Raw genomic sequence first — 25,080 nt, forward strand, 5'->3', positions numbered from 1 at the left:
GCGGATGTTGCTATACGCAGAATCGAAGTCCCAGGAGAAACGATTTTGCAGACGATAAGCAGCTCGATTTTGGAAGGCGTTCGCAACGCCTTCGGCGACCCGGCCAGCATCCGCCGTGTTCTTGCCACATACCCACACATGCGCACCAGCCTAAGCGCCCCGGCACGCACCATCAGCGCCCGCAACGTGCCCTCCTGGCACGAGCTGGGCGCCCCCCCGCTCTTGGGCTGGCCCAGACGAGAGAAAGGTCATCTGGTTGGCTGGAAGGCGTCTGGTCAGGACGGCTGGCAGAGCTTCCACATCGTGCGCCCGGAGTACGCACGGCTTGCCCGCGTCAAGATTACGCAAGCCACCGTGGATTTGCAGGACATAGACGGATTCGCTGCATCCAAGTCAGACCTGAACAACTTTGCCTCCACCGACCAAATGGTCATCACCAATTCGCAGGAGCTGATTGCCGAGATCAGCCCGCAGCAGTTGGCCAAGGCCCTTGCTCACAGAGAAATACGCATCATCCACTCTCCTGGCTCCGACCACTTTGCCCGGTACTTGTGGGATGCCCCTGTCTCGCGACTGTGGCTGATGAACTCAGGCGGGAGCCACCATCTCGCAGCCGCAAAGCTCATTGCGGCACGCCTGGGCCTGCCAGTACCCTTGACTGGCGACCTACACACGCACTGGCTGGATGCCTGCGCTGTGGCGTCGCTCAGGACTGAGTTTGAGCTGTTTGCTCTGACTGACGATTCCTTGGAAATGAACGCCTTCGCAGACGCCATGAGGGCCGTTCGGGCGACGTGGCTGTCTCACCCATTACCAAGGCCCTATGAGGGCTCCACAGCCATCCTGCTGCCGCGCAGCGAAGGCCGCTCGATGCGAGTGGCCCTGGAGATGCGCAAGGCCGGGATGAAAGACCTGGGCGAGCACCTGAGCGCCCTGGCAACGGCGCTGGACTGACTGGTCAGGATGACTGCATATTGAGGGTTGCCGGGTCAAGAACCATTGCCATGCTCGCAGCAATGTCCTCGTTTGAAATCACCCCCACCTGCAGGCCCAGACGCGCGATCACGGGCAGGCGCTCCAACTTAGCCATGACCGCGACCGCTCCGGCGCAGGTCATGCGCTCAGAATCCAAAGTTTTATGACAGGTGAACGTGAGAAAGTCGTCGGCCAGCAGCCCTTTGATGATCCCCTCAACCCGCCCAGGCCTCAGCTCGATGGCCGCGCCATCGCACCTGAACGGGCAGTTTGAGCAGGGGCGCTTGGTGATGGGCATGGCCTTCCAGCGTCCGATTTAGCGCAAGACCAACTTGCCGTCTTCGGTCAGCGAGTACCGAATAGCCATGCCTGGGCGCCAAGGACCGCTGAGGTCAGCGTCGTACAGCGCGCCAGAAATGTTGTCCCTGAAAGTGACATTGACGAAGCGAACCATCTTGGTCGATCCACCGGCACCAGCTCCAACGGCAGCTCCACCAATGACGCCGATGGCAGTCGCGAGCTTGCGGCCGTTGCCCTTGCCGATCTGGTTACCCACGACGCCACCCAAGACCCCGCCAGCAACTGCGCCGCCGGTGCTTGGCTGGAACTCAGGCCGCAGCCCTTCCTGCGTTTCGATGACCGTGCCCATCCGCACGGGCAGGCTCTGGTGTGGGTTGGTTGCGCATCCGGCCAGGATGGCCGCAGCAAGCACCAGGGGAAAGAATTTTGCTCGGATCATGGATACCTCTCTACGAAAAAATGAATCAGCCCGAACGGCTGTCTACGTTGAATGGAAACCGGATAGACGCTTTCAAGTCGGCACCGCTGACGCGCAGCTCCTCCCCCACATCCAGCTCTGCGCGTGGGTTCGCCAGGAGCCACGCCTTGCACACGTTGCTGTCGAAAAACCCAACGTCATGATCGCCCACGGTGTAGGCACCAAGCCGATCCGAAGGGCAGGCATCGAGAACCGCCTGCAGGTCCGTAAGCCACTGCTTCTCGGCCTGGGTGAGTGGCTTGGCTATATGTCGGGTACGTGCCATGGCCCAGCTCCTGTCAGTACGACGCTGGCCCAGCACCGACGCGACGGAGCATTGCCGCCACGGCTTCAATGCCGAACATCGAGTCGTCAGGCTGCGCGGTGCCCGCAATAATGGCAACCGAGATTGCAGCATTTCGCGCGGCCACTCGTTCGCGCCAAAGAGCTTGCAGGCCGCAGACAAGCAGCGTGCGGTCAGCATCGCCGACGAGCGCTTTCAGATCCAGTTCGTTGTCCATTTGTTCTTCCTTGGTTAGCCTGATGCACTGGCAAGCGCATTGGCGAAAAAATGCCTGCAGGCCTTTGCATGGTGTCTCTCAATTTTTTTGGACTCCGCATCTGCTGACCAGCTCGCGCTGGACATGCTGCTCACGGGCATCCTTGTGCGGCGTGTAAGAGGCTTGAGTCTTTCACGCTCGCCCGGTGCCAGGGGTGCCAGCCATGAACTGGACGTGCGCAACGCCTCATCATCGAATAGCACCTGATACTCAAACCCGTAGCGAGTGCGAATGGCACAGAGCACCGAGGCAGGCGCATACAGCTCAAGCGATCCAGGCTTTTGTCGCCCCAGTTCGTTGAACCTGCTGGGCGGGATCGCCAGGGTGCGTATGGGCGCCGTGGGTATGACGTTCATCACATCCAAAGCCGAAATCCGTTCGCCATGCCCAGAAGGCGAGGCGATCAGCATCTCGCCTTCGGAGTGCATCCCTTGAAAGAACCAATAGGGCAGCTCTTTGGGAACCTCGTACATCCGGGACCACTGTGAGGCCTCGCGGATCACGCGCTTTGAAGCCACTTCGATCAGCGTCAATGGGGTGAGGCTCAGGATGCTGTTCAGCATGCGGCCCTCGCGATCCCTGGAGCGTCCACGTTGGCGCCATGGCGCCACCAAGACACGGATTCAAAAGGCGATGCCTGCATCACGAGGTGTTGACCACCCATCAGGCCCACGGCGAAGTCGCGGCAGACGCCCAGACCGAACACATCAGGGCGCTGCGTGGTCACGGCCTCGTTGACCACGGCATCCTCCGGCGCATTCTTGCGATAGCCGAAGGAAGGCGCGGCCAGGAATGGGCACACCTGCAGTGCATAGATCGCACAGTCCCGATGCATGGGTCCATCGGTGTAGCACCTCGACTCCGTTGAGCGAGGGCCACCTACGAAGGCCATGCGTGAACCCAAGGGCTCACCGCACAGGGCGCAGCAGCGGCGCTGAATGAGCGCCGCTACCTTGTACGGGTCCATAGTCCGAAAATCGACCATCCCATCGACCACGCGAGCATGCGCGGTTATGGGGTAGCCTCGCGGGTCACGCGCTAGGCGGGCCATGCGCGCGGGCATAGCAACCGCACTCAGATCGCGCCACGCCTTCACGATTGGGCTCCAATCACGAGGCGGCGAGCTGCGCAAGCGGCTTGAATGCATGCGGCCATAGATGATGAATTCAGGTCCATGGCCTAATCATACACACTAATAAGGCTTGTGCAACCTCAATCCGAGCGACTTCACCGCAGACCCGCGTCAGGCCTTCGAGGATCGTTTCTTTGGTGCTGGCTTTGCCGTGCGAAGGGCATGCCGCTTCTCACTGAATTGGCGCACATCGCCTGCTTCTGCCAATCGACGCGCCGCTTCTCTGGCGCCAAGTGATAGCGCCCCTTTGCCGATGTGCATAAACAGCGCGACGCTATCAGGATCGAGCATGACGTTGTAGCGCTTGCCGTCCTGCACGCCATCTGCTGCCTTGACGCCCGCGCCGGGTGCACGCTTGATAGGTGCAGTCTTGGGTGTGGTTTCTTCCATGTCTATCAACTCAGTTGGCGGTGGTGCATGACCACTCTTTGTTAGCTGCATGACCACTCTCTGTTAGCTGCATGACCACTCTCTGTTAGCAAAATCAGCGCATGCATTCTCCATGCTGGACGCATTCGCCAAATCATACCCATCAATTACACATCAATAAGCATTGACAAACAAATCGCTACCAGCTCTCCATCCGCAGTATCGTTTCCAGCGCGGGACGCTCGGTCGGGCGCTTCAAGACCCGCGCCATGCTCACCTGAGAGAAGGCGATCAGGATGGACATATTCAGTGCGAGCCATGGGTTGGGGGCCACCCAATCCATCGGGTCCACCCGCCCCCCAGCACATGCCTGCCACAGATCCCAGTGCTGCAGCACATCAGGCAACTCGCTGACCTCGCAGCCAGCCAGAAACGCCAGCTCGCCAGGGTTGCAGGGGTAAATTCCCACCCAGTAGGTGGCAATCTTCCCGTTCAGATAGCAGCGCAGATCGCCATGCTCTGAGCGCTCTCCAAAAACCACACCTGATGCCTGGGCTCGTTGCGCCTCCGTGCTCTTGCTCATGAGGAACCGGCGCAGGAACTGGCGGGGCACCCCTTGCTGCGGCGCCTCGACCCAAAGCGATGTGTGACCGCACAAGCTCAGCAACGTGGGCGCGTTTGCCTTCACTCGCTCGGCGTACCACGCGAGCACGTCGTCCTTACGAGCTGCAAACTCAGATGCGGCCAGCTCACCAATACGGGCGGCAAACTTGATCCGCGCAAGTAGGGCACGATCTTCGTCACCGCCCATTTGGCCGGTGCCGGTGTAGGCCTCTACGGGCACCTCACAGCCATACCGATCTTCCATCCAAAGGCTGGCCGAGGACTTGACCTCGCTACGCAGTACCGCGCTGAACCCGGCAGGCTCAGCCGACTTTGGCCGCAGCGCTTGCGACAGGGCAGCGGGCCGGGACACCTTGTAGCCACGGCGCCAGAACTTTTCCACGATCAGGTCGAACATCAAGGACAACCACACCAGCTCCAGGGGGTGCAGATCAGCAATGTGCGTCAACGCAATCGACACATTCTGTTCACTGGCGACGGCACGATGCTCAGTGCGCTGGAAATACAGTCGCTCACTTTCACCGTGATAGCGCAGGCCCAGGTAGCCATACGGAAACCAGCTCCGGGGCACAGGCCTTTGTTGATAGCCATCACCTGTTTCGCTCACCTCCAGCGGCGGCTCTTCGTACTCAGGCACATCCGAGAGCACAAAGAGGTTGCCCCCGTTTTTGACCACAAAGCAGAAATAGCTCTGATAAGTCTCTTGATGCCGAATCAGGTTCAGCGAAATGCCGGAAGGCATGCGGGTGGCCGCTGCCACCATCGACTCCAGGCTCCACCACTGCATCACGGTTCTACTGCAGTCGGGGCGACGCCCCGCCGCATCCGATGGGCCTTCAAGGAACTGCTCGACGCGCAGCCTTTCGATACCGCGCAGCGCATCCCGTCGCAGCAGCGCCATGGAGTCATCACGGGCAAGGAGCTGCTGCACGCCAGGATGGTCTGCAGCACCGCAGCCATTCAGCGACTCGGCCACGGTGGCGAAAAATGCCGCTCTGGCCTGCACCAGCTCCGGCGTGCCCAGCAGCTCCATGAGGGCGCGCGGCTTTTCCAGCCGGGATGCCAAGTGCTCCGGGTCATTGAGCAGCGACAGGGCGCTGCACTCGATCCCAGCAAGGTAGGTTTTCAGGAAGTAGGCCAGCAACAAGCTGGCCGTGACCCCATCGGGATCAAGATGCATTGCATTCTCAACCTCGGAATACGTGTCCTGCAGCCGCCACGCACCGATGCAGACGCCAAAAGAACTGCCCACACCACTTGCGATCTCGCCCCAAATGCTCAATGCTTGCAGCAGATTCGACGGACCCATTTTCACGGGATCAGCACGCACATTCACCACCTTCGTCATTCGTCAATCTACTGGCCTGCACCATCGCAGGCCTGGTTCTTCCAGCATTGCTTTCGCCACTCCCAAGGCGGTACAGGCTGCGCTCCCCCTGCAGCCCAGATGCCAAGTCCTGCAGCCCTGGCTTGGGCTTCAAAGGTCGCTGACTGGGGGTTGCGGACGTAGGAGCGGTTGAGACGGTTTACCCATGCCATCCCGCGCCTCAACTGCTCTGCATTCACATCCAGTCCACCGACATAAACCGTGCAAACGGATCGGCCCCAGTGGTCGTTTTCGTAGCAAGTCGCTGTCGCGTTTTGCCCCCTCGCTAGGGTGGCAAGCGATTGCTTTGCAGCTTGGCTGAACGGTTGCCCAGGCCTACCACGTCCATGTCCGATCTCAGGGCTATCAAGATCGGAAAGTCGGACTGTGATCTTGGAGAAATCAGCTTGCAGAATCGTCAGGCTGTCGCCGTCATCGACGTGGATCACCTTGCCAGTCAATGACCATGGGGCCGCACTTGCAACCTGCCAACTCAGGGCAAGTGCGCCACCGATCAAGATCGCGCGTACCACGCCCTTCATGTCGCGGCCCCTGGTGGCGTTTCGGCTGCACGAGCCTCCATGATCTTGATTGCATCAAGAACATCTACAGCAACGCACCTTGCCATCATTTCCTCCAGGGCCGATTTGCCAAACACAGATAGTCGAGCAGTGCGGATGAGCGAGGCCTCCCGCCGCTCCCCGCGCCCAGAAGGCCCCATGGCATCGGCGAGCGACTGGTGCCAGCTTTCAGCGCAGCAGAGTGCGGTGAAAGCAGTGGCACGCTCAGCCTCGTTCATGTCGGCAAGCGCCTTGCCGCGCAACGCATGTATGGCGCGCATTTCTGAGCGCGCTTGCTCGGCCCCCTCGCCCTGCCCGGAGTAGGCGTCCACCAACCCTTTGCGATCTTGGATCGCGGAATGGATGCAGCGCTGCAAGATCGTGTCTGGCTTCAATCTGGGCATGCCGGATCAGCAGAAGGAGACGAAATTGCCCAGGTGGTCCACCACCAACTCACCCTTGAATTCCCCACTCGCAATGCGAGAGGGAAGGGCGTGCATTGGGAAGACGACCATGGTCGCGTCGGACAGGCGACAGAGCGTGAAATAGCTGAGGCCAGAGAACGAGTCCGTGTCTGTCAGCCGGATGGTCTGATTGCTTGAGCCGGATGGAGCTTGCATCAGCAGTACCCCATGTGGCGGCGTTCTGCCGCCACCTCTGCCGCGTAGTCCCGCCGTGCTTCCTCCGCACGGCGCTTCGTCACCAACGCGCGCTTCTCTGCGAAGCTCAGCGCGGACACGTTGGGCACCTGGACCTTGCCGCTGCCCTTGCACTCCGTGCAGGTCACGTCATAGGCGCCGCTCATATAGCGCTGTTGCTCATCGCCGTCCATCTCGGCCCACTCCGTGGACGTAAAGCCGTTGGAGAAGGCTGGATTTTCAACACGGCCTTCGCCTTCACAGCAGGAGCAAATAGCCCAGTGGTATTTCTCGTTCATGTGCGCGCACCCGTGGTTAGATATGCGCGTTATTGTTACACACAATTAATGATTTTGGAGCAGATTCTTCTGCGGCTCACGGCTCGAAAGTTTCGGTGGCCGTCGCTGCATCACAGACCCGGCTCAGAATCGCTCTCGCGGCCCAAGTGCGCGGGTGAGGGTTTGCCATCCGTCTCATGGGCCACTGCTTGAGCTGCAGTGTTCACACGGTCGCGCAACGCTGCCTTCTGCTCATCCGTCAGTGCTGCAGGGCTCGCACCAGCAATAGCCCGGTACACGTCATCCGCTGACTGCTTGTCAGCGTTCAGACTCTTGGCAATGGCGGCATCCTCCACGGCCCGCCAATCGACCTTGGCGCCGCCGCCAGCTCGCTCGATTGCCTCTGACCCCATCTCCGCAAACGTGAGCAACGCTCCCGTGGTCATGGCCTTGAGGCTGTCCAACATTCCGGCGCGCTGGTCCTGCGCAGCCGTCCAGGCTGGTGTAGCTGGGGCCATGGCCTGCTTGTATGCGCGCGGGTTGCCCAATCCACCCAGACGCACCTTCTTGACCTGGGACTCCAGGCCAAGCCTGCTCATGTCCCATTCCTTCTTCATGCGCTGCCAGAGCTGGTCAGGCACGCGGTCGCGATTGGCCTCAAGGGATGCCGTCATACCGGCGTCGATGCGCTCGATCACGCGCTCGGGCTTGAGCACGTTGCAGCGGTGGCCGAACGCGATCAGCGCCGCACGATCTGGATAGGCCGAAGACTTGTTGAGCTTCAATGCCATGTCACGATCCTGGGTGATCCTCCCTGTGCGGAGGTTCTCCACGTCATAAACCGAGGTCGTCACCACATCAAACAGTGGCGATAACCTGATGCTCTCTGGCTTGTGCGGTGAGTCGTAAAGCAGTCCGAAATTTTTCAAATGCGCGTCCCCGTTTCTGACCATCGTGCTCAGGCAGAAATAGTCAAAGAACCGTTGCTTGGACTCAGTGGCATTCGGCCCGCAGTAGGCCTCAATGATCGTTGCGATGTTTTCATACGAGCCGGTGTACTTATAAGAACCGTATTCGTCGTATGTCAGATTTGCCAGAACTGACATGTCTTCAAAGCCAAAACGCTCCCCCGTCTCAGTTCTATCGAACCTGCGAACAACGAACAAGCTGCCGTCATCGCTCAGGTGAAACTCCGGCACGTCGATGCCAGCGCGCTTGGCCGCATCCATGCATAGAAACTCGTTTTGCGTCAGGTTCTCGTGCTGAATACTGGACGCCTTCACGATGAGATCAGACAGGCGCGCTGTGGTGTGCATGATGGCCGCAACGCCATCGCTGGCATCCGCGTCTGGGACCATAACTTTGGGCTGGACCCCGCTGACTCCCGATGCCAGATAGGTATCCAGCAGGTGATCGAACAGCTCGTCCGACGCCTTGGAGCCAAGCAGTTCACGCAGGCCAACACCGGCACCAGGGCGGTTGACCTGTTCGGAGGGATCAAAAACTGTAAGCCTGCCGATCTGGTCGTGTCCCACGATTGAAAGGAGCGACATGTCATCGAGCTTGCTGAAAGCCTTCCCGTAGCGCTCACGAATCTTGTGTCGCAAGTTACCCTCGGGCAGATTCATCGCGAAGATGGGATGAGGCTGGCTACTGTTGTAGCTCGCCGCCCGCAGCGGCATGCCCAACGCCAGCTCTGCCTGCTTGTCTTGCGTGTCGTAGTTGAAAACGTATTGGGACTCGCGCAGCAGCATCCCACTATGGCCCTGGGGGGTTTCCACCGCCAGGGCCTTGATCTTCCCGCGCAAGCCCTCAGCCATTGTCCAACCCTGCAAGCATCTTGCGCATGCTCTCCGCGTCAGGGCGGGCATCGGTGATCTCCACCAATTTGCCCAAGGCTCCGAGCGTGGCGAAAACGATGTGCGAGCCCACGTTCTTGCCCCTCTCAAGGTCTGCGATGGTCTGCCTGCGGGTGCCCACAGCGTGGGCGAGATCGTCCTGCGTTTTGCCCAGCGCGATGCGCTCCTTGCGAACCATTTGGCCGAACGTCCCGCTGTCTTGGGCACGCTTCGGCCCCTCGGGCCTGTCCGGGGTTTTGATGGTCACTCTGATGCTCATGCTGGGCTCCTTCGCGGCGTTCCGCATGTTCGCAGTATCGAACATTTGCAAAGCTGCGTCAATGTTTTGTTCGTTTAACCGAACAAAACCCCACCCCATGGAACTCGGACAGGTCCAGCCGCAGGACGCTAGTCTTTCGGCGCCAGGAAGATGCCGAACCCAGTGACAAACCCCAACAGCAGCAACGCGGTGGACAGGAGCATCAAAAAGGCGCGCAACACGAAGACTTCAAGGCCTGCCAGCGGATCAAGGCTACTGGCCAGGGCAAACGCGCCTACGGCCAGCAGCATGCACACGGACACGATTACGGTGGCTAATTTCAACCGGGCGAACCGGACTGGCCTCTCGCCCGCTTGGGCCGGGAAGACGCCTTTCACGCCCTTTTGCCTCGCACGAATGGCGCGATCTTTGTGGTGATCGAGGGGTGGTAGATATAGGGCTTGACGCCCTTTGCTGCGGCATCCGCTTTGATGCCAAGGGTGGCGCCCATGCCGTGCAAATGCAGCTCCGTGGCACCCTGAGTCAATGCATCCGCGAGAGCTGCGCGGCACGCGGCGATCTTTGTAGGGTGCGCTTCTTTTCGGTGCGCTACAGGCGCCGCAATCGCGGCAGCTTCTGCCGCACGCGGCACAAACCAATACCCGACCTCATCCTCGAATACTGTGTACTCGGCTTTCATCACTCTCCTTCAAGGAACGGCGAACCTGTGCAAGATGCGCCACTCAACGAGTGCCTACCAATATAGCCAACTATGAATACTGCAACTACTGGATCGAAGGCAGGCCTCTCACGATCTTGACCGTCTCAACGCTAACGCGGATAACGCGCTTTACCAAATTCAAAATGTACATCGGATCGTCGTGCTCGCGGCACCAAGCATTCGCATCGCTGCGAATACCGTTGTCTTTATCTGTGTAGTCCTGGTAGTGCTCCATCACCCACTCAACAGCACTTTTGCCATTAACTACATAATCGTAGGTTTCAGGTGGAATACCTTTCAATGTGATGCGACCATTGAAAAGAATGGCACTCTTATCCTTCTCCCTACCACCTGCCGACGCAAATCGCATCTTCTCAACTCGGTAGTAAGCAAAATCGTTGAGATCACCTTTCTCCTTGGCTACTTCTATTAAAGGCCAGGGCTCAACCGATTCATAATTCAAATGAAGCTCTGCAAGCCGACGACCAGCATTCTCGAAGGCTCGAAATTCAGGAGCAAAAGGCACGCGCGGGAGTACCTTTTTGAGATCGGACGAATACTGCTCCCGATACTCCGGCGAGTGCAGCACGCCGTAGACGTAATAGAAAATATCCTCTTTTGTAATAGATTGATCTACATATTTCTTTTGAAAGTTGGCGAGCGCCAAGTCTGAAACACCGTCTCGTCTTATGTAGCCATCAATTTCAGAACCATCATCCTCTTTCTCAAAATGGAAGCCTGACTGTTTTTTCTGCTCACCAGCTCGCTCATACCAATAAAGCGGGAAACACTGACCATTTGATAGCGTTTGAACATCAAATATCAAATTACTAATCAGGCACGAGAACTCTTTATTTCCACCTGCACCAGTAGCTTGTATAGCCAAATTTTTAGGCTGCGACGTTGGGTACAACTTCTCTTTGTAATACTCGTTGAATTGTGGATCGTAATATATCCAAGATTGACAATAGGGTCGATATGCAACCTTGCCAATTTTCCCAGATTCAAAAGTACCTTCACGACCCCGCGCTAGATGCGCGATCAAACTGCGCGTCCACTTGATTTTACGAGGATTTGCATCAATCAACTGACCAGCCATTTTCTCCCGATCTTTGGAAGAAGCAGCAGATTGAATAGCACCGCGATGCAGCGTTAGTTGATGATTGTAAAAACCAATCATCTTTTCCATATTGTCTGCAAGGACGCTTGGACTGGCGTTATATGCCCAGTTGTCTCGATTAGTTTGCACCCCACTTGAGCGCAACAAAAACACCGCATCATTAGCATCGTTTAGCGGGACGAACGACCCGAAGTCACCGCTGCGCTGGTTAATCCAATCGTGGTGCTCGTTCGGCTCAAGAGTCTGCCACGGCACGCTTTGGTGACTGCCGAAGCCTGTGATGATGTCCAGCTTCTGCTCGCGAGTAAGGTAATCACCGATGTCGTGATAACGAACAGTCGCCTTGCCCGTGTGCGCCTTGCGCTTGACAAGCAGGGTGATGGCGACCGGCGTGCGAGAACCTGAGCCAAAGACCTTGCCGCCTTCCTTGCGTGACAATTCGCCACTGGTACGCTGGTTGCCGCGCAGGTTGAACACGTACACATCCGAAAACTCTTCTTGAAGCGTCTTTCGGAAACCATCCATAGTGTTCCCGTCGATCCAGCCACCATTCGTAACAAAGCACACAATGCCCTCGTCTTTAACCCTATCTGCGGCCCACCGGAAGGCTCGAATATAGGAGTCATACAAACTGTTCTTGTTTGTAGAGCTGGTGTGCGCAGCATAGGATGCCGCAATTCGGCCATCGAGCTTGGGATAGCTCAAGTTGTGATTATTTTCACCTGTATCGTCCTGTCCAACTGAATAGGGTGGATTACCAATAATCACTCGAATGTCGCGCGCTTTTTGTCGGTCAGCTCGCTCATGGTTTTCTGGAAGACCCTCGTCAATATCGCCTGTTTGTGGCTCACCCATCTGGAACGTGTCCGTTAGCACGATCCCAGGGAACGGCTCATAGTCCTGCCCAGTGACACGGTGGAACGACTCTTCGATGTTGATGGCCGCAATGTAGTAAGCCAGCAGCACGATCTCATTGGCATGAAGCTCGTGGCGGTATTTGTAGGACAGCTTGTCTGCGGGGATCAGGCCTGTTTCGATCAGCCGCACAGGGAAGGTGCCGGTGCCGGTGAACGGATCAAGAATGTGGACGTTTTTGTCGGCTAGGCGCGTGCCGAAGTGCTCCTGCAAGGCTGCATCCGCGCTGTGCAGAATGAAGTCCACGACAGGGACTGGGGTGTAGACAATACCCAGCCGCTCGACCATACGAGGAAAGGCCGTCTTAAAGAACCGTTCGTATAGCTCAACGATGATCTTCTGCCGCCCTTTTGGATCGGTGATGCCCGAGGCACGCTCGCGAACGCTCGCATAGAAACCATTTAGCGTCTCGTGCTCCTTGTCCAAGGCCTGAGCTTCTAGGATGTCCATGATCTTCTGCATGGACTGCGACACAGGGTTCTTGCTGGTGAAGGCGTAGCCCTCGAACAACGAATCAAACACCGGCTTGGTGATGATGTGTTGTGCCAGCATCTCGATAGCATCGTTCTGGCTGACGCTGGGGTTCAGATTCTTGCGGACGCCCTTGAGGAACTCGTCAAAGGCCTTCTTGCCTTTGGAGTAAGGCTTTTCGAGCAAAGCGCGAATGCGCATCTGATGACGGTCGGCGATCTCAGCAATGTCCTTGGCCCAGTCCTCCCAGTAGCGACGGTTGCCGCACTTGTTGACGATCTTGGCGAACATTGCGTCTTGCCATTTGCCCAATTCAACCGGGTCAAAGGCGAAACCGAGCTGGTCGGGCACGCGATCAGTCTTGTCATTACCAGCACCGACGCCGATAACGTTGACGATCCCGTTGGCCTTCCCAGTTAGGTCGATGGTGGCAAACTGCTTGTCAAGGCGGTCATCGTGAGCGCGCAGGGCGTTGAGCACCTGCCAGACCACGCGGTACTTCTTGTTGTCGTCCAGCGCTGTTTCGGGGGAAGTGTCCTTGCGGATGCCGATGGGCAAAATCACATACCCGTACTTCTTTCGGCCTGACGGGTCTTTGCGCATCACGCGGCCAACCGACTGCACCACGTCCACCACCGAATCACGCGGATTCAAGAAGATGGCGGCATCAAGCGCAGGCACGTCAACCCCCTCAGACAAGCATCGCGCGTTAGTCAGGATGCGACACACCGGCTCTTCCTTGCCGATGTTGTCCTTGAGCCATGACAACCTCTGATTCCGCTCAACTACGTTCATGGTGCCATCAACGTGTTTGGCTTCCAGCGCTGGCAGGTAGTCAATCTGGTCGCCAAGGTCATTGGACACCCTCTCGAATTCGGCAGTCAGCAACTTGGAATGCTTGATCGACTGGGCAAAGGCAATGGCTGTGCGCATGGGCTGAGGGTCGCCGCTTATGTCCATGCCATCCTCGGCTGCGACGTGCTTTCCAAGGCCGTTCCAGCAGCCGACTACCTTCACTGCGTCATCCAGCTTGAGTTCATCGCCACTGTCGGCGATCCGCTGGTTCAGCACCTGACTGACGTGCAGCTCATCGACGGCGATCACCAGTACCTTGTAATCAGATAGAAGGTCGCGCCGCACCGCCTCGTCAAAGCGCAGGCGGTGAAACACGGGACCGAAGGTTTCCACGTCGTCCATCGAGTACACCTGCACATTCGACTCTTCGGCCTTGTTCTTGCTGGCCTCGGCGTAGATGCGGGGGGTGGCGGTCATGTAAAGCCGCTTTTTGCCCTTGATGAAAGCGTTGTCATGTACACGCACGAAGGCCGATGGATCATCGCCGGGCGCGGTGTAGCCCGCCGTCCGGTGAGCCTCGTCGCACACCACCAGATCAAATTCAATCCCGGTTTTTTGTTGCGCCTGATGCACCACCTCTATGGACTGATAGGTCGAGAACACGACAGTCACAGCCGTGTTGTCTTGCGTCTCGGCGATGGACTTAGCGAGCTTGATTGCGTTCGTCGTGGCTGGGTAGGCCAGCTCATAGATGCGCATGTCCTCTTCATTGCGGCTGGCTTTGCTGTCCGAGCACACAGCAAAGCAGCGCAGCGGCATGCTGGCGTCTGCCGTCCACGCTCGCAGGGTCTGCGACAGCAGGGCGATGGATGGGACGAGGAAGAGGATGGTTTGGCCCAGCTTAACCATCTCCTGCGCGACGATCAGCGACGTGTAGGTCTTGCCGGTACCGCAAGCCATGATGAGTTTGCCACGGTCGCTGGACTTGAAGCCCTTGAGCACGTCCGCCAAGGCTTCGCTTTGGTGCTCACGCGGGTCTTTCTTGGGCAGCTTGCGGAGCTGATCGGGCTTTTCGATGGAGAACTGCGACCAGTCGATAGGGGATGATTCCAAGTCCTCCAAGGTCATCATCTCGACCGGAATGGTCTGGTTTTCCAGCGCGTCCGCAGCGTTGTTACTCAGATTGGCTGTGGCGACGATCAGGCGCTGCGTGAAGCCACCCTTGCCTGACAGAGTGAAGAAGTTGCCCAGGTCGCCCAACGGAATAGGCGTGTCGTAAAACTTGCACTGGATGGCACAAAAGCCCTCGTCATCACGCAACTTGGCCACCAAGTCGATGCCAGTGTCAGGGGCCTTGTAGCCATAGGCCTCGCGCTCAGGCCAATCTTTCCACATCCACACATCCGAGAAGAGAGCGACATACTGCGGATCGAGCTTGAGGTAGGCCCTGATTAGGCGCTCGAAGCGGTCGCCGAGGTCACGATTGAAAGCGGACTCGCTTCGGTACTGCTGGAGAATGGTTCGGATCATGGCTTGGCTTTTTCTTCACTAGCACGTAGCGTTCTGGGTGCCGCGAAGTGACCTGAGTGAATCTGGCAGGCGGTTGGATTGCCCATGGTGCAGGGTATTGGCGCGGGGACTTCTGCCATGCTGCTGTCGGCAGTCCGATCAGGTGGCAAAAAGCAGGGAGAGGCCCGCGCACGCTCTTTTTCGATCATATCCCGCGCCATCCCTCGGATTCGCCGAAACTTCGAGCCAAGGGTCGCAGCTACAAAGGCTGCGTTCCCTTGCTCACAAACTGCTCGGCAAGTTGCCGAGGCAGGCCGTAGAAGCTCATGCGGCCCACGGCCACATCCACCCAGTCGCCACCCAGCGCTTCATGCGACAGCATTGAGCGCAGCACCAGAGTGGCAAAGGCATGCTCTGCCTTGCCATGTGGGTAGAACACGGCAAACCAGTCGGGAAAGAGGACGCGATGGCCGCTGCCATCCTCGCCAGGGCTCTCGACGGTGAAGGGGAGGGCGAGCACACCCGGCATCGCTTTGATCTTGCTGCTGGGCAGGGTATCGGCGACCCAGTAGGCGATGTTCTCGAACTCGCCTTCTGGTATCTCGATCAGCAAAAGCAGCTTGCCACTGCCCCATACGATCCCTTGGGCCAGCTCCACGTCCTTGCCGTCCTCGCCCAGGCTAGACGTGTCGATCACTCGAAGTCGCGGGGCGAAGTGCTGCAGCAGCGCAACCATCTCCATGGCGCCCGGTACGTCCTTCGCCTGCAGGGTATTGCGGCCCATGGCCCGCAACACCGAGGCCGCTTCGCCGAACTCCCAATCGCCACACATGGCGGCGTCTGTGAGTGTTGCGATCTCTGCCCGGATCGCGTCAGCGCGCGTCGCCCCGCCCATCACATGCACTGCAAATTGCTCACCACCAACTTGGTCACCTGGGTGGACTTCTGCATCATGGCATCGGTAAACACATCCTTGTTGATCTGCACCTTCATGTTGGCGGTGTAAGCGGGCTGCATGATGGCTTCACTGCGCACAAGCATACCGGCATCATTCAACAGGTTGACGTTGAACATAATCATTCCCTTGCAGCTTTTGCTGTAAGAGTAATGTCCAGTCAGCTTGTCGATGAATTTCGATGCGGCAGGGCCTGGAATACCAGAACCCTCGCCCTTGCCATAACGCACCTCAATATCGAATCCGGCTGGCATACCGCTTTTGTCCACAGTTTGCTTGCCATTGAGCATCTCAGTCCAGCCAGAATTCATCTTCTTATTCGTGTCTTCGGCCCATTGGTCATAGCCAGCACACCCTGAAAGAATTGAAGCAGCCGCTACTGCTGCTGCGAGCTTGAATTTCATTGCACTCATTAACTTCTCCTGTAGTAGACAAATTTCTCGTTCAGCCGATCACCTGACAGGCGACAGCCGACTGGTATTTCACCGTTGCGTTGCCCACGGACAGCTCAGAGGCGGCGCCGACCAGCAGCGTGGTCTTCTTGCCCGTCTTCTTGAAATAGGAGGCATCGTCCGTGTTCGCCTGCTCGTCCACGTCGAGCACGTTCAGTTTGTTCGCCATGCGTTTGCCCGACTGGGATGCAAGGTAGACGGCGGCTTTCACCTCCCCCGCCCCCTCGCTCACAAGCGCGGCCACAACCGTATCCCCAAACAGCGAGGGCTTGTACCCGGCCCGCGCTGGCAGATACACCCCATCTGGCCCCTTCGCCAATCCAAGCGCCTGGAATTGGCTCTCGATGGCCTTCGCGGAGAGCTTGGTCCCACTCTTACACAGCAAGAGGGTTTCGAGCTGGCTGCGGGCCTGAGCACCCTGCGGGCCTGCATCCAGCAACGGCACGGGCATCTGCGCCGAGGCGCTGAGGACCGAGAACAGCCCGCCCAGGATCACCAGTGATTTCTTCTGCATGACGTGTTGCCCAGGTCAGTGAAACGAAACAATCGCTCGACGATTGGCAGCACGCCCCTCGGGGGTGTCGTTGGTCGCGTAGTACACCCCCGACTGCTCTTTGACTCGAATCGACTTTGCCGGGATTCCCTCCTTGACCAGCATGTCTTTGACGAGCTGGGCGCGGGCAAGGGCGATGCGCTTGTTGATGGCGGCGCTGCCGGTGTTGTCGGTGTAGCCGACGATTTCAATGGATGCCGCGGTGCGAGCGCGCTCCAGAATTTCAGCCTTACGCGAGGCTGGCTGCGCTACGGACGCGCTACCAGTGTCGAAGCCAACGGATGCAGTGTCAGCACCATCTACAGATGGCGCCCTACGGTTACCCAATTTCCACTCGGCATCCCGCAGGCGCTCGCGCAGTTCGCGGTTTTCAGCCTCCAGCGCCTGGACGCGGGCCGCAAGTGCTTGCGGCTCAGCACCCTGGCCAACGGCAAGGGGAGCAGCCACCACAGGCGCGATTGGCACCGGCACGGGGACCGTGTAGGGCGCCTCGGGCGTCCCTTCACCGATAACTCGATACCCGGCCATCAGGCTCGGGTGCCCTGCAATCCCCAGGACGGCGATAGCGATCAGCCGATATTTCATCTCAACCTCCTATTACGTGTACTGAATAACTCGAATCCGCACAAATGCCTTTATCGTGAACCGCACGATTGCGATCCAGAGATAACCAAAAATCAGCATCAAAATCACATTCAAACCAGCAACTTGCACGCGGACCCCCAGCTCAAGATTAGGAATAAGGACCGCAGGAACCCAAAACATAACCAGGGCCACGAGAGGGATCGTCATGGCTTTTTGAATGAGCATTGGAACGTCATCACGAAATTCCTTCGTCTTGACGCCATACCAAATGACCGCCACGAGATAACCGGGAATGCATAGGAATGCGCCGATCAGGACGGTCAATGCCATTGAGCCGATGCCACCCAGAAAACCGCCATGCTTGGCCGCGCCGACCATGCCAAAGGTCTGCAGGCCCACCCCGAAGATGAATGAACCGAAGATCAGCACCAGCGGCCCGCCGCACAGCAGCAGAAGCATCACGGCCCTCGGGCTGATCGTGCCGCGCTCAGACGGCACCCCATAGCTCACATGCGGCTGGCGGGCGCGCGCACGCGCAGGGCGCCTAATCCTTCTCGTCATCTCGATTTCTCCTGTTTGCTTCGTGCCGCTACTGCGGCTTCAAAAAGCTCTGCGTCCTCGCGTCGGGCGCGGCCAGCGATCTGGGCGTAGAGCAGGGTGGTTTTCGGGTTGGCATGCCCCAGCTCCTGCTGGGTGGTTTCCAGGCGCGCTCCAGCCTCCAGGCGATGCGTCGCCGAGGTGTGACGAAACCAGTGGACACTCATGCGGCGCAGCTCATCAGCGACGTGGGGATCGTCGCTGGCACTGGCAGCAGCCTTGCAAAGCTCGCTCACGAGCTTGTGCAGCATTCGCGACGAGATCGGTGTAGTAGCCCGATCCTTGCCTCGCACATGAGGAATCAAGGGCATCGGGTCATCGGGTGTCGGCCAAGGCGGGACTCCCATGGCCTCACGAAAGCGCATCAGCTCGCGCCCCAGCGTGTTGCTCACCGTGACACGGCGAATCTTCGCGCCTTTGCCCAGAACCCTGAGCTGCCACCCGTCAGAGTCACGCACCACGTCAGCCATACGGCCTGCCACGGCCTCTTTGCTGCGAATTCCCGTGTAATAGAGCAGAGCACACACCCACCGATTGCGCGCGGCCATAAGACGCTTGTGCGGCGCAACAGGCAGCTCGTGAGGGCGCAGCCACTCCCATAGGTACTTGCCTCCCTCTTGGGAGAGCACCTTGTCCGCTGCATCGCGCTCCACGACCTCGGGCACCTCCGTCAGCGCGAACACATTGCTACGCACATACCCAGCCGTCATCAGGTATTGGAAAAGCTGGCTCAGAACAGTCCGCGAAAAGGCAAAGCCCTGCGGAGACAGTGGCCGCTTGAGTGTCTGGCTCTTGTACAAGGGCTCGGCCAGCTTGCCCGCCTCATTGCGGGGGATCAGCAAGCTCACATCCGGGCTTCGGAGGGAATCGAGATGCGCCTGTGCGTCAGCCACCGTCATTTCGGCCAGGGTCTTTTCGGCCCTGGCGAGCCAGACCAACAGCCGCTCGCCGATTCGGCGGTAGGTTCTTTGCGTGTGAATTGAACGCGACCCGCGCGCCTGCAGCCAGATAGCCACCGCGTCTGCATCACCACGAGCGCCCAAAACAGACAGCCCGCCTTCGCGAAGCGATGCGGGCATGGGCGCAGACTCATGTACAGGCAGGTTCATAGTGATCCAGTCAGCATAACAGAGGAAGGGTTTTTCACTGGTAAATTCATGCCGTAAACGTGCTTTTGCAACAATCGACAAAATTGCATCGTTACGGTTTTTAACTTCTTTGCACCAAAGGAGCACGGCTCAGCGGCCACCCATGCCCGGTTGCCACTCAGCGAGCATCTTTTCCAGAGGCGGGAGGTCGGCGCGAAGCACGCGGATGGAATACTCCAGTTCAGCGACGTGCGCATTGAACAGCCGGAGCCAAAGAGGGTCACCACGAACAATCCTCTCCAGTGGCCCCTTGCGCTCTCGCTTGCCGAGAAGGTATTCCGGCTGTGTGGCCCGCTCTGCGAACGCCTTCTGATTGGCCTCTAGTTGGGCACGCAGCGTCCGCACCACGTACTCAAGGCCTTTGGGGGACACCTCCAGCGGCTCAAACTGGACGCCTGCGCAAGAGGCGGTCTGCCAGCCATGGCCTGGGCGCTGATAGCCGTGGTGGACCATAGTGCCTCGTGCCACAGCGATGCCGCGCTGGCAACAAGGGCACGTCTTAACCACCTTGCGTGGATTAATGGGCTTGGCAGGCCCCGCGCCGGGTGCGCGGCCCTTAACCACCTTATCGCGGAGCGACGCCACCATGAGAGACAGCGGCAGCACCTCGTCACAGAAAGCACGCATCGCATCAACAGCGGGGCCAGTTGCCTTGGTCTTGGCGACTTTCTTGGCCGTCGAAATCACGTCATGCAGGCCCATCACAAGGACACTGTTGTAGAGGTCTTGCAGATCCTTGGAAAGCTCAGCGTACCGACCGTGGAAAAACGGCTCGCTGACGAGGCGGGGCCACACCTCATACACCGCACGAGAGAGCGTGTCCTTGGCATCCTTCCATGCCGTATTGCGGATCGACCCTGCAGCGTCACCATCAAGGATGACCTCCAGGGCCGCGTCAAAGCTGCGCGTGCTGCGCAGGGCGCCGCGCACCAGGGGGAAGGACTCAGGGGTCAGTTCACTCATGGCGCGGTCTTTCAACGACGATCTTGCTTTGCCAGCTCTTCTGCGAACACGCGCTCATAGAGCGTGCGCTGCTCAGGGGTCAACGTGCGCAGGAGCTGGTTCAGCACTTCCATGCCAGCGAAGGCCTTCTGGAACTCGGACTTGCCAGCCTCCAGGGCTTTCAACTCCTTGGACACAGCAAGCCGCCACAACAGCAGGCCTACCTCGCCCCAGGTGGGCGTCATGTCGAAAGCTGCTACAGCTTGGCCTTGAGTCGTATCGGCAGTGGTCATGGATAACTCCTTGATTTAGAACGGTTTTTTTGCAGCGCTTCGGGCGAAACAGACACAACTTCTGTTGTGTAGACGGCTTGTCAAACCAATTACCTGGAACATTTCACCCTATGCACTGGTGCTGATAATAGCAGTTATCAGCACTTAGTCAATCGCTTTCGTACTGATATGGACGTTATACGTTCATGTATTAATGCTGTTTTTCAGGAACGGGCGCTACAATCGCATTTGCAAATAGCGAGAAAATTTGCAGGATCAATGAGAATTGGTTAGCTGCTGCACACCCCAATACAGAGCACCGATGCGGCACCCATATGACACCAACACAGCACAGAAAGGCGCTTGCATGTCCACCCCTGCAGAGAGTGAAATTCAGAGCGCACTTGAGGCCTACCCTGCATATAAGGAGGGCTCGGCATACGAGCGAACAAAGATTTGCTGCGAGGTTTTGGCAAGGCTTGGAGAGCGAATTCCTTCCTGGCTGGTGATCCGTGGACACATCAAAAAAGGATCTGCCACCGACATAAACCGTGGCATCAAAGACTTCCGTGAAGAACAGGGAGTCAGGCTGCAGCGGCTGCACCAACGGCCCGAGGGCCTGCCTGACGTCTTGACCCAGCCGATGCAGGCCCTATGGCACGCAGCGCTGACAGAAGCACGCTCAGACTTCGAGGAACAGCGTGAAGCCCTGCTGGCCGAGCAGATGGAATCGGATCGCGCCCTCAATGTGGCCATGGGCGAGCTGGAAGCCAAAACCACAGCGCTGACGCATGCCGAGCAACGAACAGCCGAACTCCAGGCCGAGCTGGAACGGGAGCGCGAACGAGGCAACACTGAAAGGGCCGCACGCGAACAGGCAGAGCGCATGGCAGCACAGAACATCGCCGAGCTGGGCCAACAACGCCGGGAAATGTCCCAGGTGATTGCGGCCAACACACAGGAGCTGCACACGCTCACAACCAGGCTTGACGACGAGCGCCGACGCGCAATGCGAGAGATCGACACGGCACGCCAACAGGTCGCGCTGGCCCGCCAGGAGGGCCTGCAGGAAGGTGAGCAGAAGGCGGCGAAGCTGGAGACGACCCTCCGGCGCGAAGTCGCCGACGCTCGCATGGAGCATGCCCAGGCGATGCGACGGTTCAGCGAGCTGGCCGAGGCCAACACCAGCCTGCGCGCAGACCACGCCCAGGCGATGCAAAGAAACGCGGAGCTGGCCGAAGCGAATGCAGCCTTGCGCGCGCTACTGAGCAAGGAGCGGCACCAACCTAAAGCGGCCCCCAGGAAAACTGCCGGAAAGGCCCCTGCTGCGCGTGTACGCAGGCTCAAGCGGCCACAACCACTGGCACGTTGACCACGGTGCGCGCAGCCTGCTCACGACGCTGGCGCGCCCGATCAAGTCCCATTGGACTGAGTGTTCACGTAAAAATGGCAGAGGTGATCGAGCGGACTCAATACTGTATTCTTATACAGTGCAAATGATTGTCTACCAGATGCGCGAACGAGGCCAGCGCAAACACCCCGCCCAGATCATCAAAGCCGGGGGCGTCAAAGGCTGGCTGCACTTCCGGCCTGCCCCGCTGGACGATTACTCGCCAGTCGTAAACATGCAGGCGTTCCTCACAGATGGTCAGGCTGGGCCAGAGCTATTGCTTTGCCTTACCAGGGCACGACTTCGGATCGACGGGGTGATGCAGATCGCGGGCACAGAATACTTTTTGCGCGGTCGCAAAGGCCGTGCCGACAGATGGCGGCAGTCATGGCTTTGCGTACCAGAGGGTCAAGAGGCAGAAGCTGTGCGGCGCATCAGTCTCATCCCGGTGCGGCCAACTGCGACTGGGTTTGTGGATGATGAAGATTAGGAGTGCTACTTTCTCTCGGAAGGGATCATTTCAAGGGCGAGCAAACTTGAGAGAACACCAGCGCTAGAGCCTCACCCGAGGCGTCGGCGATTCCGCTGGAAAAGTAGCTTTTCCCAAGTCGAAGTCCTGCGAATGCCAAGCTCTGCGCGAACCTTGACACACTCCGCGCGAACATCAGCCGCAGAGCACAACCGCGTGAGCAGCGAATCCATGGAGTGCTCGGAAAGTAGTCCAAGCCGCATCGCGTCATCAAGCAGATCGGCGACCGGATAACGCGCGTAGTAGAAACCACCCGCATGCGCCCAGAGCACCCCGACGACCAGGGCAATCGTTGCAGCAGTGAACAGCAAAGCATCAAAATCGGTCATGGTGCGGGTTCAGTCGAATTGCGTTGCGATCATATGCGCCCATCAAGGGGGTAGCAGGTGACGCACCTCTCGCCCATGGCCACCGACACAGCTCATGCATCTTTGGCTCGGTAGCTTTCTTCGCATGCTGCCGAACAGCAGCCGCCGTAACGCAGCGAAAGATAAACCTCGTCATAGAAAGCCACCGGCTCGCCGCAGCCATTGAGGCATGTGCTGTGCCTGGACAGCCAATCCTGCCGCTGGATGGCCGCAAGCCTTGCCTCCTGTGCCTGCTTGCGGGCCTTGGCTCGCTCTGCAGGCGTCCTGGGCTTGTAGGGGCCGAATCGCCCGTTCAATAGGCCAGCCACTTCTATCCTAGCTACTCGGCCCGCTCCAGGGGGTGGAGCCGCCAAAACTCGCCCTCTGAAATCTCCAGCGCACTCAGGCCGTAATGCCGTTCGAGGGCAGGCATCACCTTCGCAGCGAATGCCTCGCGGACAGCGGGCGCACCATGAAAAACTGAGCCACTGCACTCGAAGAACAGCGCTCCGTCAAGACCAAACACATCCACCCCCACCAGGGCGCCAACGGCATCCAAGCCCGCGTCATGGTGATGACCGTAGGGCACACGGAGAAAGCCGCTCCCACGGCGCTTTGGCACCAGAACCTGCAAGCCGCTGGCTACCCAACACCACAAAAGCCGCTTGCAGTCAGTCATACAAATGCCGCGTCAACTCGCGCTCAAGGCCGGGACGGAACTTGATTGCAACCAGTGCAGCCGGGGGTCCAGCAGTAGCTCAGCTTCAACTGGATCACCTCTTGATCGAGTTTCGCAAGTACCTTGCGCGCTGTCGCGGCCTCAACTCCGCGACTTGCATCTGCATGTGCGACGCCCAGGCGCTGCGCACGCAGCGCGGCATCCATGGCTGCACGCTCCTTTGCCGTAGGCTTGTTCCAGCAGCTCATACTCAACTTGCTGGCTCTGGTGGGATGGCGCGCAACAACCACGAGCAAGTCCACAATTCAAGCCCTAGCAGGGCCAGCGCACCCGCGAGCATCAAGCCATGCTCATTCATGCTGAAAACGAGTGATCGGCCAGCAGGCCCAAATGCACCGGGCCACACCGTTGCGAGGATCATGGTTACCGTAGCAACGCAGAGATATGCCACACCAACAAGCAGCAGTGGCATGCCGAACTTCGTAGCAGCCAGCAGCAGCGGTCGCATGCCAGGAGACACCACCATCACCCTTCTCTCAGGAAAATGCGGCGTCGATGCCGCGCTCAGGCCCGCTGGCGTTCTCCAGTCGGTCAACAAGGCCGAGGTCTTGCATGCCACCGATCAGGCCCATGAAGGCCCCCATACCTGTGACTCTGGCTTTGATGATCGGAGTGCGCGCGGGCTGTTCAAGCGTGACAAGCATCGTGTTGCCGCCAAAGCCCTCGTACTTCCGTTTCAGTTGCTCCAGTAGCTGGATGACTGCCTCGCTCTTCGGATGCGCGGCCAAGTCGCCCAGCACTTCCCAGGTGACTGTTTCGCCGCCGCCGTCCGACCTCGCGCCCTGCGTCGCTGGCTTGGGCTTGGTAGTGTCGGGATAGTTTCCCAATGCCTTGCGGCGCTTTGCATCTCCCATTGGTGGCTCCATTTCAATTCATCAAACACGGGTCTGTCACCGCTTCCAGATACCCGCCCTCAAGGCAGTCACGGTACTCGTCCACCAGCTCAAGCACCACGCGCGCATCATCCGTGGAATTGCGCCCTTCCAACGGATCATCGTGCTCCAGCTCAGGGCAAGATACCTCAAACCACATCCCGTCGAAGCTGTCGATCACGATGCCGTAGCGCGCTGCAATCCGCTTGGCCTTCGCCAGTGTCCCACGCGCTGCCACCTTGGCATCTTTCGGAGCCACCATGGGCCGGTCAAGCACCTCGAAAACGCCGAAAACCACGCCTGCCGCTGGCCTGAATGGAATCGACTCGAACGGCACCGGCATTCTGGACAGGTTGCACTGGTACATGCCATCACTGATCGTGCCGTAGTGGGAGTCGCCGTGCACCCCAAATTGCAGTATGAGATGGGAGGCCTGGAAGAGCTGCAGATTGCCCCTGAGCCAATCAGCCAAAGACTCATAGGCCGCGTCAATGCGGGTATATCGCACGCGAACACCAAGCTGCTCCATGGCTGCGGTGAGGTGCCGCACAGAGACTCCCTTGACCCAGCGTTCCCCGGTGAGTCCCCGTAGCACGCGCGCCGCGTGATCGGTGGTCACACCCAGGATCGTCGCCATGGCCGCAGGGCCGCAATAACGGTTTCTGCCTTTGATGGGATGGAAAGGTGCTTTCATCATCCTAGCCTCTCAGGGGCCCCTGCCGAACTGCTGTCAGTTGAGGCTGCATTCTCCAGCACAAGAATCCCGGCCTGCTTCACGTAGTAGCCGCGACCAGCTCCCGCACGCCCACCAG

Annotated in this window: 30 protein-coding genes; 3 read left to right on the forward strand and 27 right to left on the reverse strand. The window is 58.7% G+C overall.

The genetic code is table 11. The features are described from left to right. The first annotated feature begins 45 nt into the window (after nucleotides 1–45). A complete protein-coding gene (locus AC0IZS_RS32805; protein ID WP_471639622.1) occupies nucleotides 46–954 on the forward strand; it encodes a DUF6685 family protein in 909 nt (302 codons plus the stop codon). A 4-nt stretch (nucleotides 955–958) separates the two neighbouring features. Here the strand turns inward: AC0IZS_RS32805 and AC0IZS_RS32810 are convergent, their stop codons facing one another. The 24 genes from AC0IZS_RS32810 to AC0IZS_RS32925 form a co-directional block, all read right to left on the reverse strand. Then, on the reverse strand, nucleotides 959–1,273 hold the full coding sequence (locus AC0IZS_RS32810) for a hypothetical protein (RefSeq protein WP_087866052.1): 315 nt from the start codon (nucleotides 1,271–1,273) through the stop codon (nucleotides 959–961). 18 nt (nucleotides 1,274–1,291) lie between these two features. Continuing rightward, complete coding sequence (locus AC0IZS_RS32815; RefSeq protein WP_471639623.1) at nucleotides 1,292–1,714, reverse strand: glycine zipper 2TM domain-containing protein; 423 nt, start codon at nucleotides 1,712–1,714, stop codon at nucleotides 1,292–1,294. A gap of 25 nt (nucleotides 1,715–1,739) precedes the next feature. Further along, on the reverse strand, nucleotides 1,740–2,018 hold the full coding sequence (locus AC0IZS_RS32820) for a hypothetical protein (RefSeq protein WP_087863728.1): 279 nt from the start codon (nucleotides 2,016–2,018) through the stop codon (nucleotides 1,740–1,742). Between the two features lie 13 nt (nucleotides 2,019–2,031). Continuing rightward, the gene (locus AC0IZS_RS32825; RefSeq protein ID WP_087863727.1) at nucleotides 2,032–2,253 is read right to left on the reverse strand and encodes a hypothetical protein; all 222 of its coding nucleotides are present in this window, start codon (nucleotides 2,251–2,253) and stop codon (nucleotides 2,032–2,034) included. 14 nt (nucleotides 2,254–2,267) lie between these two features. Beyond that, nucleotides 2,268–2,855 carry a hypothetical protein gene (locus tag AC0IZS_RS32830; protein WP_087863726.1) on the reverse strand — a complete coding sequence of 196 codons (588 nt, stop codon included), beginning with the start codon at nucleotides 2,853–2,855 and terminating at the stop codon, nucleotides 2,268–2,270. After that, the gene (locus AC0IZS_RS32835; RefSeq protein ID WP_471639624.1) at nucleotides 2,849–3,127 is read right to left on the reverse strand and encodes a hypothetical protein; all 279 of its coding nucleotides are present in this window, start codon (nucleotides 3,125–3,127) and stop codon (nucleotides 2,849–2,851) included. Before AC0IZS_RS32835 ends, AC0IZS_RS32830 begins: the two co-directional genes overlap by 7 nt. A gap of 408 nt (nucleotides 3,128–3,535) precedes the next feature. Then, on the reverse strand, nucleotides 3,536–3,814 hold the full coding sequence (locus tag AC0IZS_RS32840) for a hypothetical protein (protein WP_087863725.1): 279 nt from the start codon (nucleotides 3,812–3,814) through the stop codon (nucleotides 3,536–3,538). A 178-nt stretch (nucleotides 3,815–3,992) separates the two neighbouring features. Then, nucleotides 3,993–5,765: a hypothetical protein gene (locus AC0IZS_RS32845; RefSeq protein ID WP_087863724.1), complete on the reverse strand. Its 1,773-nt coding sequence runs from the start codon at nucleotides 5,763–5,765 to the stop codon at nucleotides 3,993–3,995. Nucleotides 5,766–5,773: 8 nt separating this feature from the next. Beyond that, on the reverse strand, nucleotides 5,774–6,325 hold the full coding sequence (locus AC0IZS_RS32850; RefSeq protein ID WP_087863723.1) for a thermonuclease family protein: 552 nt from the start codon (nucleotides 6,323–6,325) through the stop codon (nucleotides 5,774–5,776). Further along, nucleotides 6,322–6,747 (reverse strand): hypothetical protein, encoded by a 426-nt coding sequence (locus AC0IZS_RS32855; RefSeq protein WP_087863722.1) that lies wholly within the window; start codon nucleotides 6,745–6,747, stop codon nucleotides 6,322–6,324. Before AC0IZS_RS32855 ends, AC0IZS_RS32850 begins: the two co-directional genes overlap by 4 nt. Nucleotides 6,748–6,962: 215 nt before the next feature. Beyond that, a complete protein-coding gene (locus AC0IZS_RS32860) occupies nucleotides 6,963–7,280 on the reverse strand; it encodes a hypothetical protein (protein WP_087863720.1) in 318 nt (105 codons plus the stop codon). Nucleotides 7,281–7,390: 110 nt separating this feature from the next. Beyond that, nucleotides 7,391–9,079 (reverse strand): type II toxin-antitoxin system HipA family toxin, encoded by a 1,689-nt coding sequence (locus tag AC0IZS_RS32865; protein ID WP_087863719.1) that lies wholly within the window; start codon nucleotides 9,077–9,079, stop codon nucleotides 7,391–7,393. Then, a complete protein-coding gene (locus tag AC0IZS_RS32870; RefSeq protein ID WP_087863730.1) occupies nucleotides 9,072–9,377 on the reverse strand; it encodes a helix-turn-helix transcriptional regulator in 306 nt (101 codons plus the stop codon). The genes AC0IZS_RS32865 and AC0IZS_RS32870 overlap by 8 nt, the downstream gene beginning before the upstream one ends. A gap of 128 nt (nucleotides 9,378–9,505) precedes the next feature. After that, nucleotides 9,506–9,754 carry a hypothetical protein gene (locus AC0IZS_RS32875; RefSeq protein ID WP_087863718.1) on the reverse strand — a complete coding sequence of 83 codons (249 nt, stop codon included), beginning with the start codon at nucleotides 9,752–9,754 and terminating at the stop codon, nucleotides 9,506–9,508. Continuing rightward, nucleotides 9,751–10,056, reverse strand: coding sequence for a hypothetical protein (locus AC0IZS_RS32880; protein WP_087863717.1), 306 nt, complete (start codon nucleotides 10,054–10,056; stop codon nucleotides 9,751–9,753). The genes AC0IZS_RS32875 and AC0IZS_RS32880 overlap by 4 nt, the downstream gene beginning before the upstream one ends. 85 nt (nucleotides 10,057–10,141) lie before the next feature. Then, on the reverse strand, nucleotides 10,142–14,908 hold the full coding sequence (locus AC0IZS_RS32885) for a DEAD/DEAH box helicase (RefSeq protein WP_471639625.1): 4,767 nt from the start codon (nucleotides 14,906–14,908) through the stop codon (nucleotides 10,142–10,144). 238 nt (nucleotides 14,909–15,146) lie between these two features. Then, nucleotides 15,147–15,782, reverse strand: coding sequence for a hypothetical protein (locus AC0IZS_RS32890; RefSeq protein WP_087863681.1), 636 nt, complete (start codon nucleotides 15,780–15,782; stop codon nucleotides 15,147–15,149). Continuing rightward, the gene (locus AC0IZS_RS32895) at nucleotides 15,782–16,255 is read right to left on the reverse strand and encodes a hypothetical protein (protein ID WP_144267114.1); all 474 of its coding nucleotides are present in this window, start codon (nucleotides 16,253–16,255) and stop codon (nucleotides 15,782–15,784) included. Before AC0IZS_RS32895 ends, AC0IZS_RS32890 begins: the two co-directional genes overlap by 1 nt. A 31-nt stretch (nucleotides 16,256–16,286) precedes the next feature. Beyond that, nucleotides 16,287–16,808, reverse strand: a complete 522-nt coding sequence (locus AC0IZS_RS32900; RefSeq protein WP_087863679.1) for a hypothetical protein — start codon at nucleotides 16,806–16,808, stop codon at nucleotides 16,287–16,289. Nucleotides 16,809–16,823: 15 nt separating this feature from the next. Then, complete coding sequence (locus AC0IZS_RS32905; RefSeq protein WP_087863678.1) at nucleotides 16,824–17,432, reverse strand: OmpA family protein; 609 nt, start codon at nucleotides 17,430–17,432, stop codon at nucleotides 16,824–16,826. A gap of 12 nt (nucleotides 17,433–17,444) precedes the next feature. Continuing rightward, entirely contained in the window at nucleotides 17,445–17,891 is a 447-nt protein-coding gene (locus AC0IZS_RS32910) for a hypothetical protein (RefSeq protein ID WP_216360990.1), read from the reverse strand. 98 nt (nucleotides 17,892–17,989) lie between these two features. Then, the gene (locus AC0IZS_RS32915; protein ID WP_471639626.1) at nucleotides 17,990–19,264 is read right to left on the reverse strand and encodes a tyrosine-type recombinase/integrase; all 1,275 of its coding nucleotides are present in this window, start codon (nucleotides 19,262–19,264) and stop codon (nucleotides 17,990–17,992) included. A gap of 3 nt (nucleotides 19,265–19,267) precedes the next feature. Beyond that, a complete protein-coding gene (locus tag AC0IZS_RS32920) occupies nucleotides 19,268–20,140 on the reverse strand; it encodes a hypothetical protein (protein WP_471639627.1) in 873 nt (290 codons plus the stop codon). A gap of 11 nt (nucleotides 20,141–20,151) precedes the next feature. Beyond that, nucleotides 20,152–20,412 (reverse strand): hypothetical protein, encoded by a 261-nt coding sequence (locus AC0IZS_RS32925; RefSeq protein WP_087863674.1) that lies wholly within the window; start codon nucleotides 20,410–20,412, stop codon nucleotides 20,152–20,154. A 346-nt stretch (nucleotides 20,413–20,758) separates the two neighbouring features. On the opposite strand from AC0IZS_RS32925, the gene AC0IZS_RS32930 reads away from it, so the two are divergent. Both AC0IZS_RS32930 and AC0IZS_RS32935 read left to right on the forward strand, forming a co-directional pair. Next, nucleotides 20,759–21,763: a DNA-binding protein gene (locus AC0IZS_RS32930; protein ID WP_471639628.1), complete on the forward strand. Its 1,005-nt coding sequence runs from the start codon at nucleotides 20,759–20,761 to the stop codon at nucleotides 21,761–21,763. Between the two features lie 124 nt (nucleotides 21,764–21,887). Beyond that, nucleotides 21,888–22,271 (forward strand): hypothetical protein, encoded by a 384-nt coding sequence (locus tag AC0IZS_RS32935; protein ID WP_471639629.1) that lies wholly within the window; start codon nucleotides 21,888–21,890, stop codon nucleotides 22,269–22,271. A 71-nt stretch (nucleotides 22,272–22,342) separates the two neighbouring features. Here the strand turns inward: AC0IZS_RS32935 and AC0IZS_RS32940 are convergent, their stop codons facing one another. The 3 genes from AC0IZS_RS32940 to AC0IZS_RS32950 form a co-directional block, all read right to left on the reverse strand. After that, entirely contained in the window at nucleotides 22,343–22,639 is a 297-nt protein-coding gene (locus AC0IZS_RS32940) for a hypothetical protein (protein ID WP_471639630.1), read from the reverse strand. A 1,233-nt stretch (nucleotides 22,640–23,872) separates the two neighbouring features. Then, entirely contained in the window at nucleotides 23,873–24,250 is a 378-nt protein-coding gene (locus tag AC0IZS_RS32945) for a hypothetical protein (protein ID WP_471639631.1), read from the reverse strand. Nucleotides 24,251–24,263: 13 nt separating this feature from the next. Continuing rightward, nucleotides 24,264–24,962 carry a hypothetical protein gene (locus tag AC0IZS_RS32950; RefSeq protein WP_471639632.1) on the reverse strand — a complete coding sequence of 233 codons (699 nt, stop codon included), beginning with the start codon at nucleotides 24,960–24,962 and terminating at the stop codon, nucleotides 24,264–24,266. Nucleotides 24,963–25,080: the final 118 nt, after the last annotated feature.

This window comes from Acidovorax sp. AC410 (assembly GCF_979253235.1).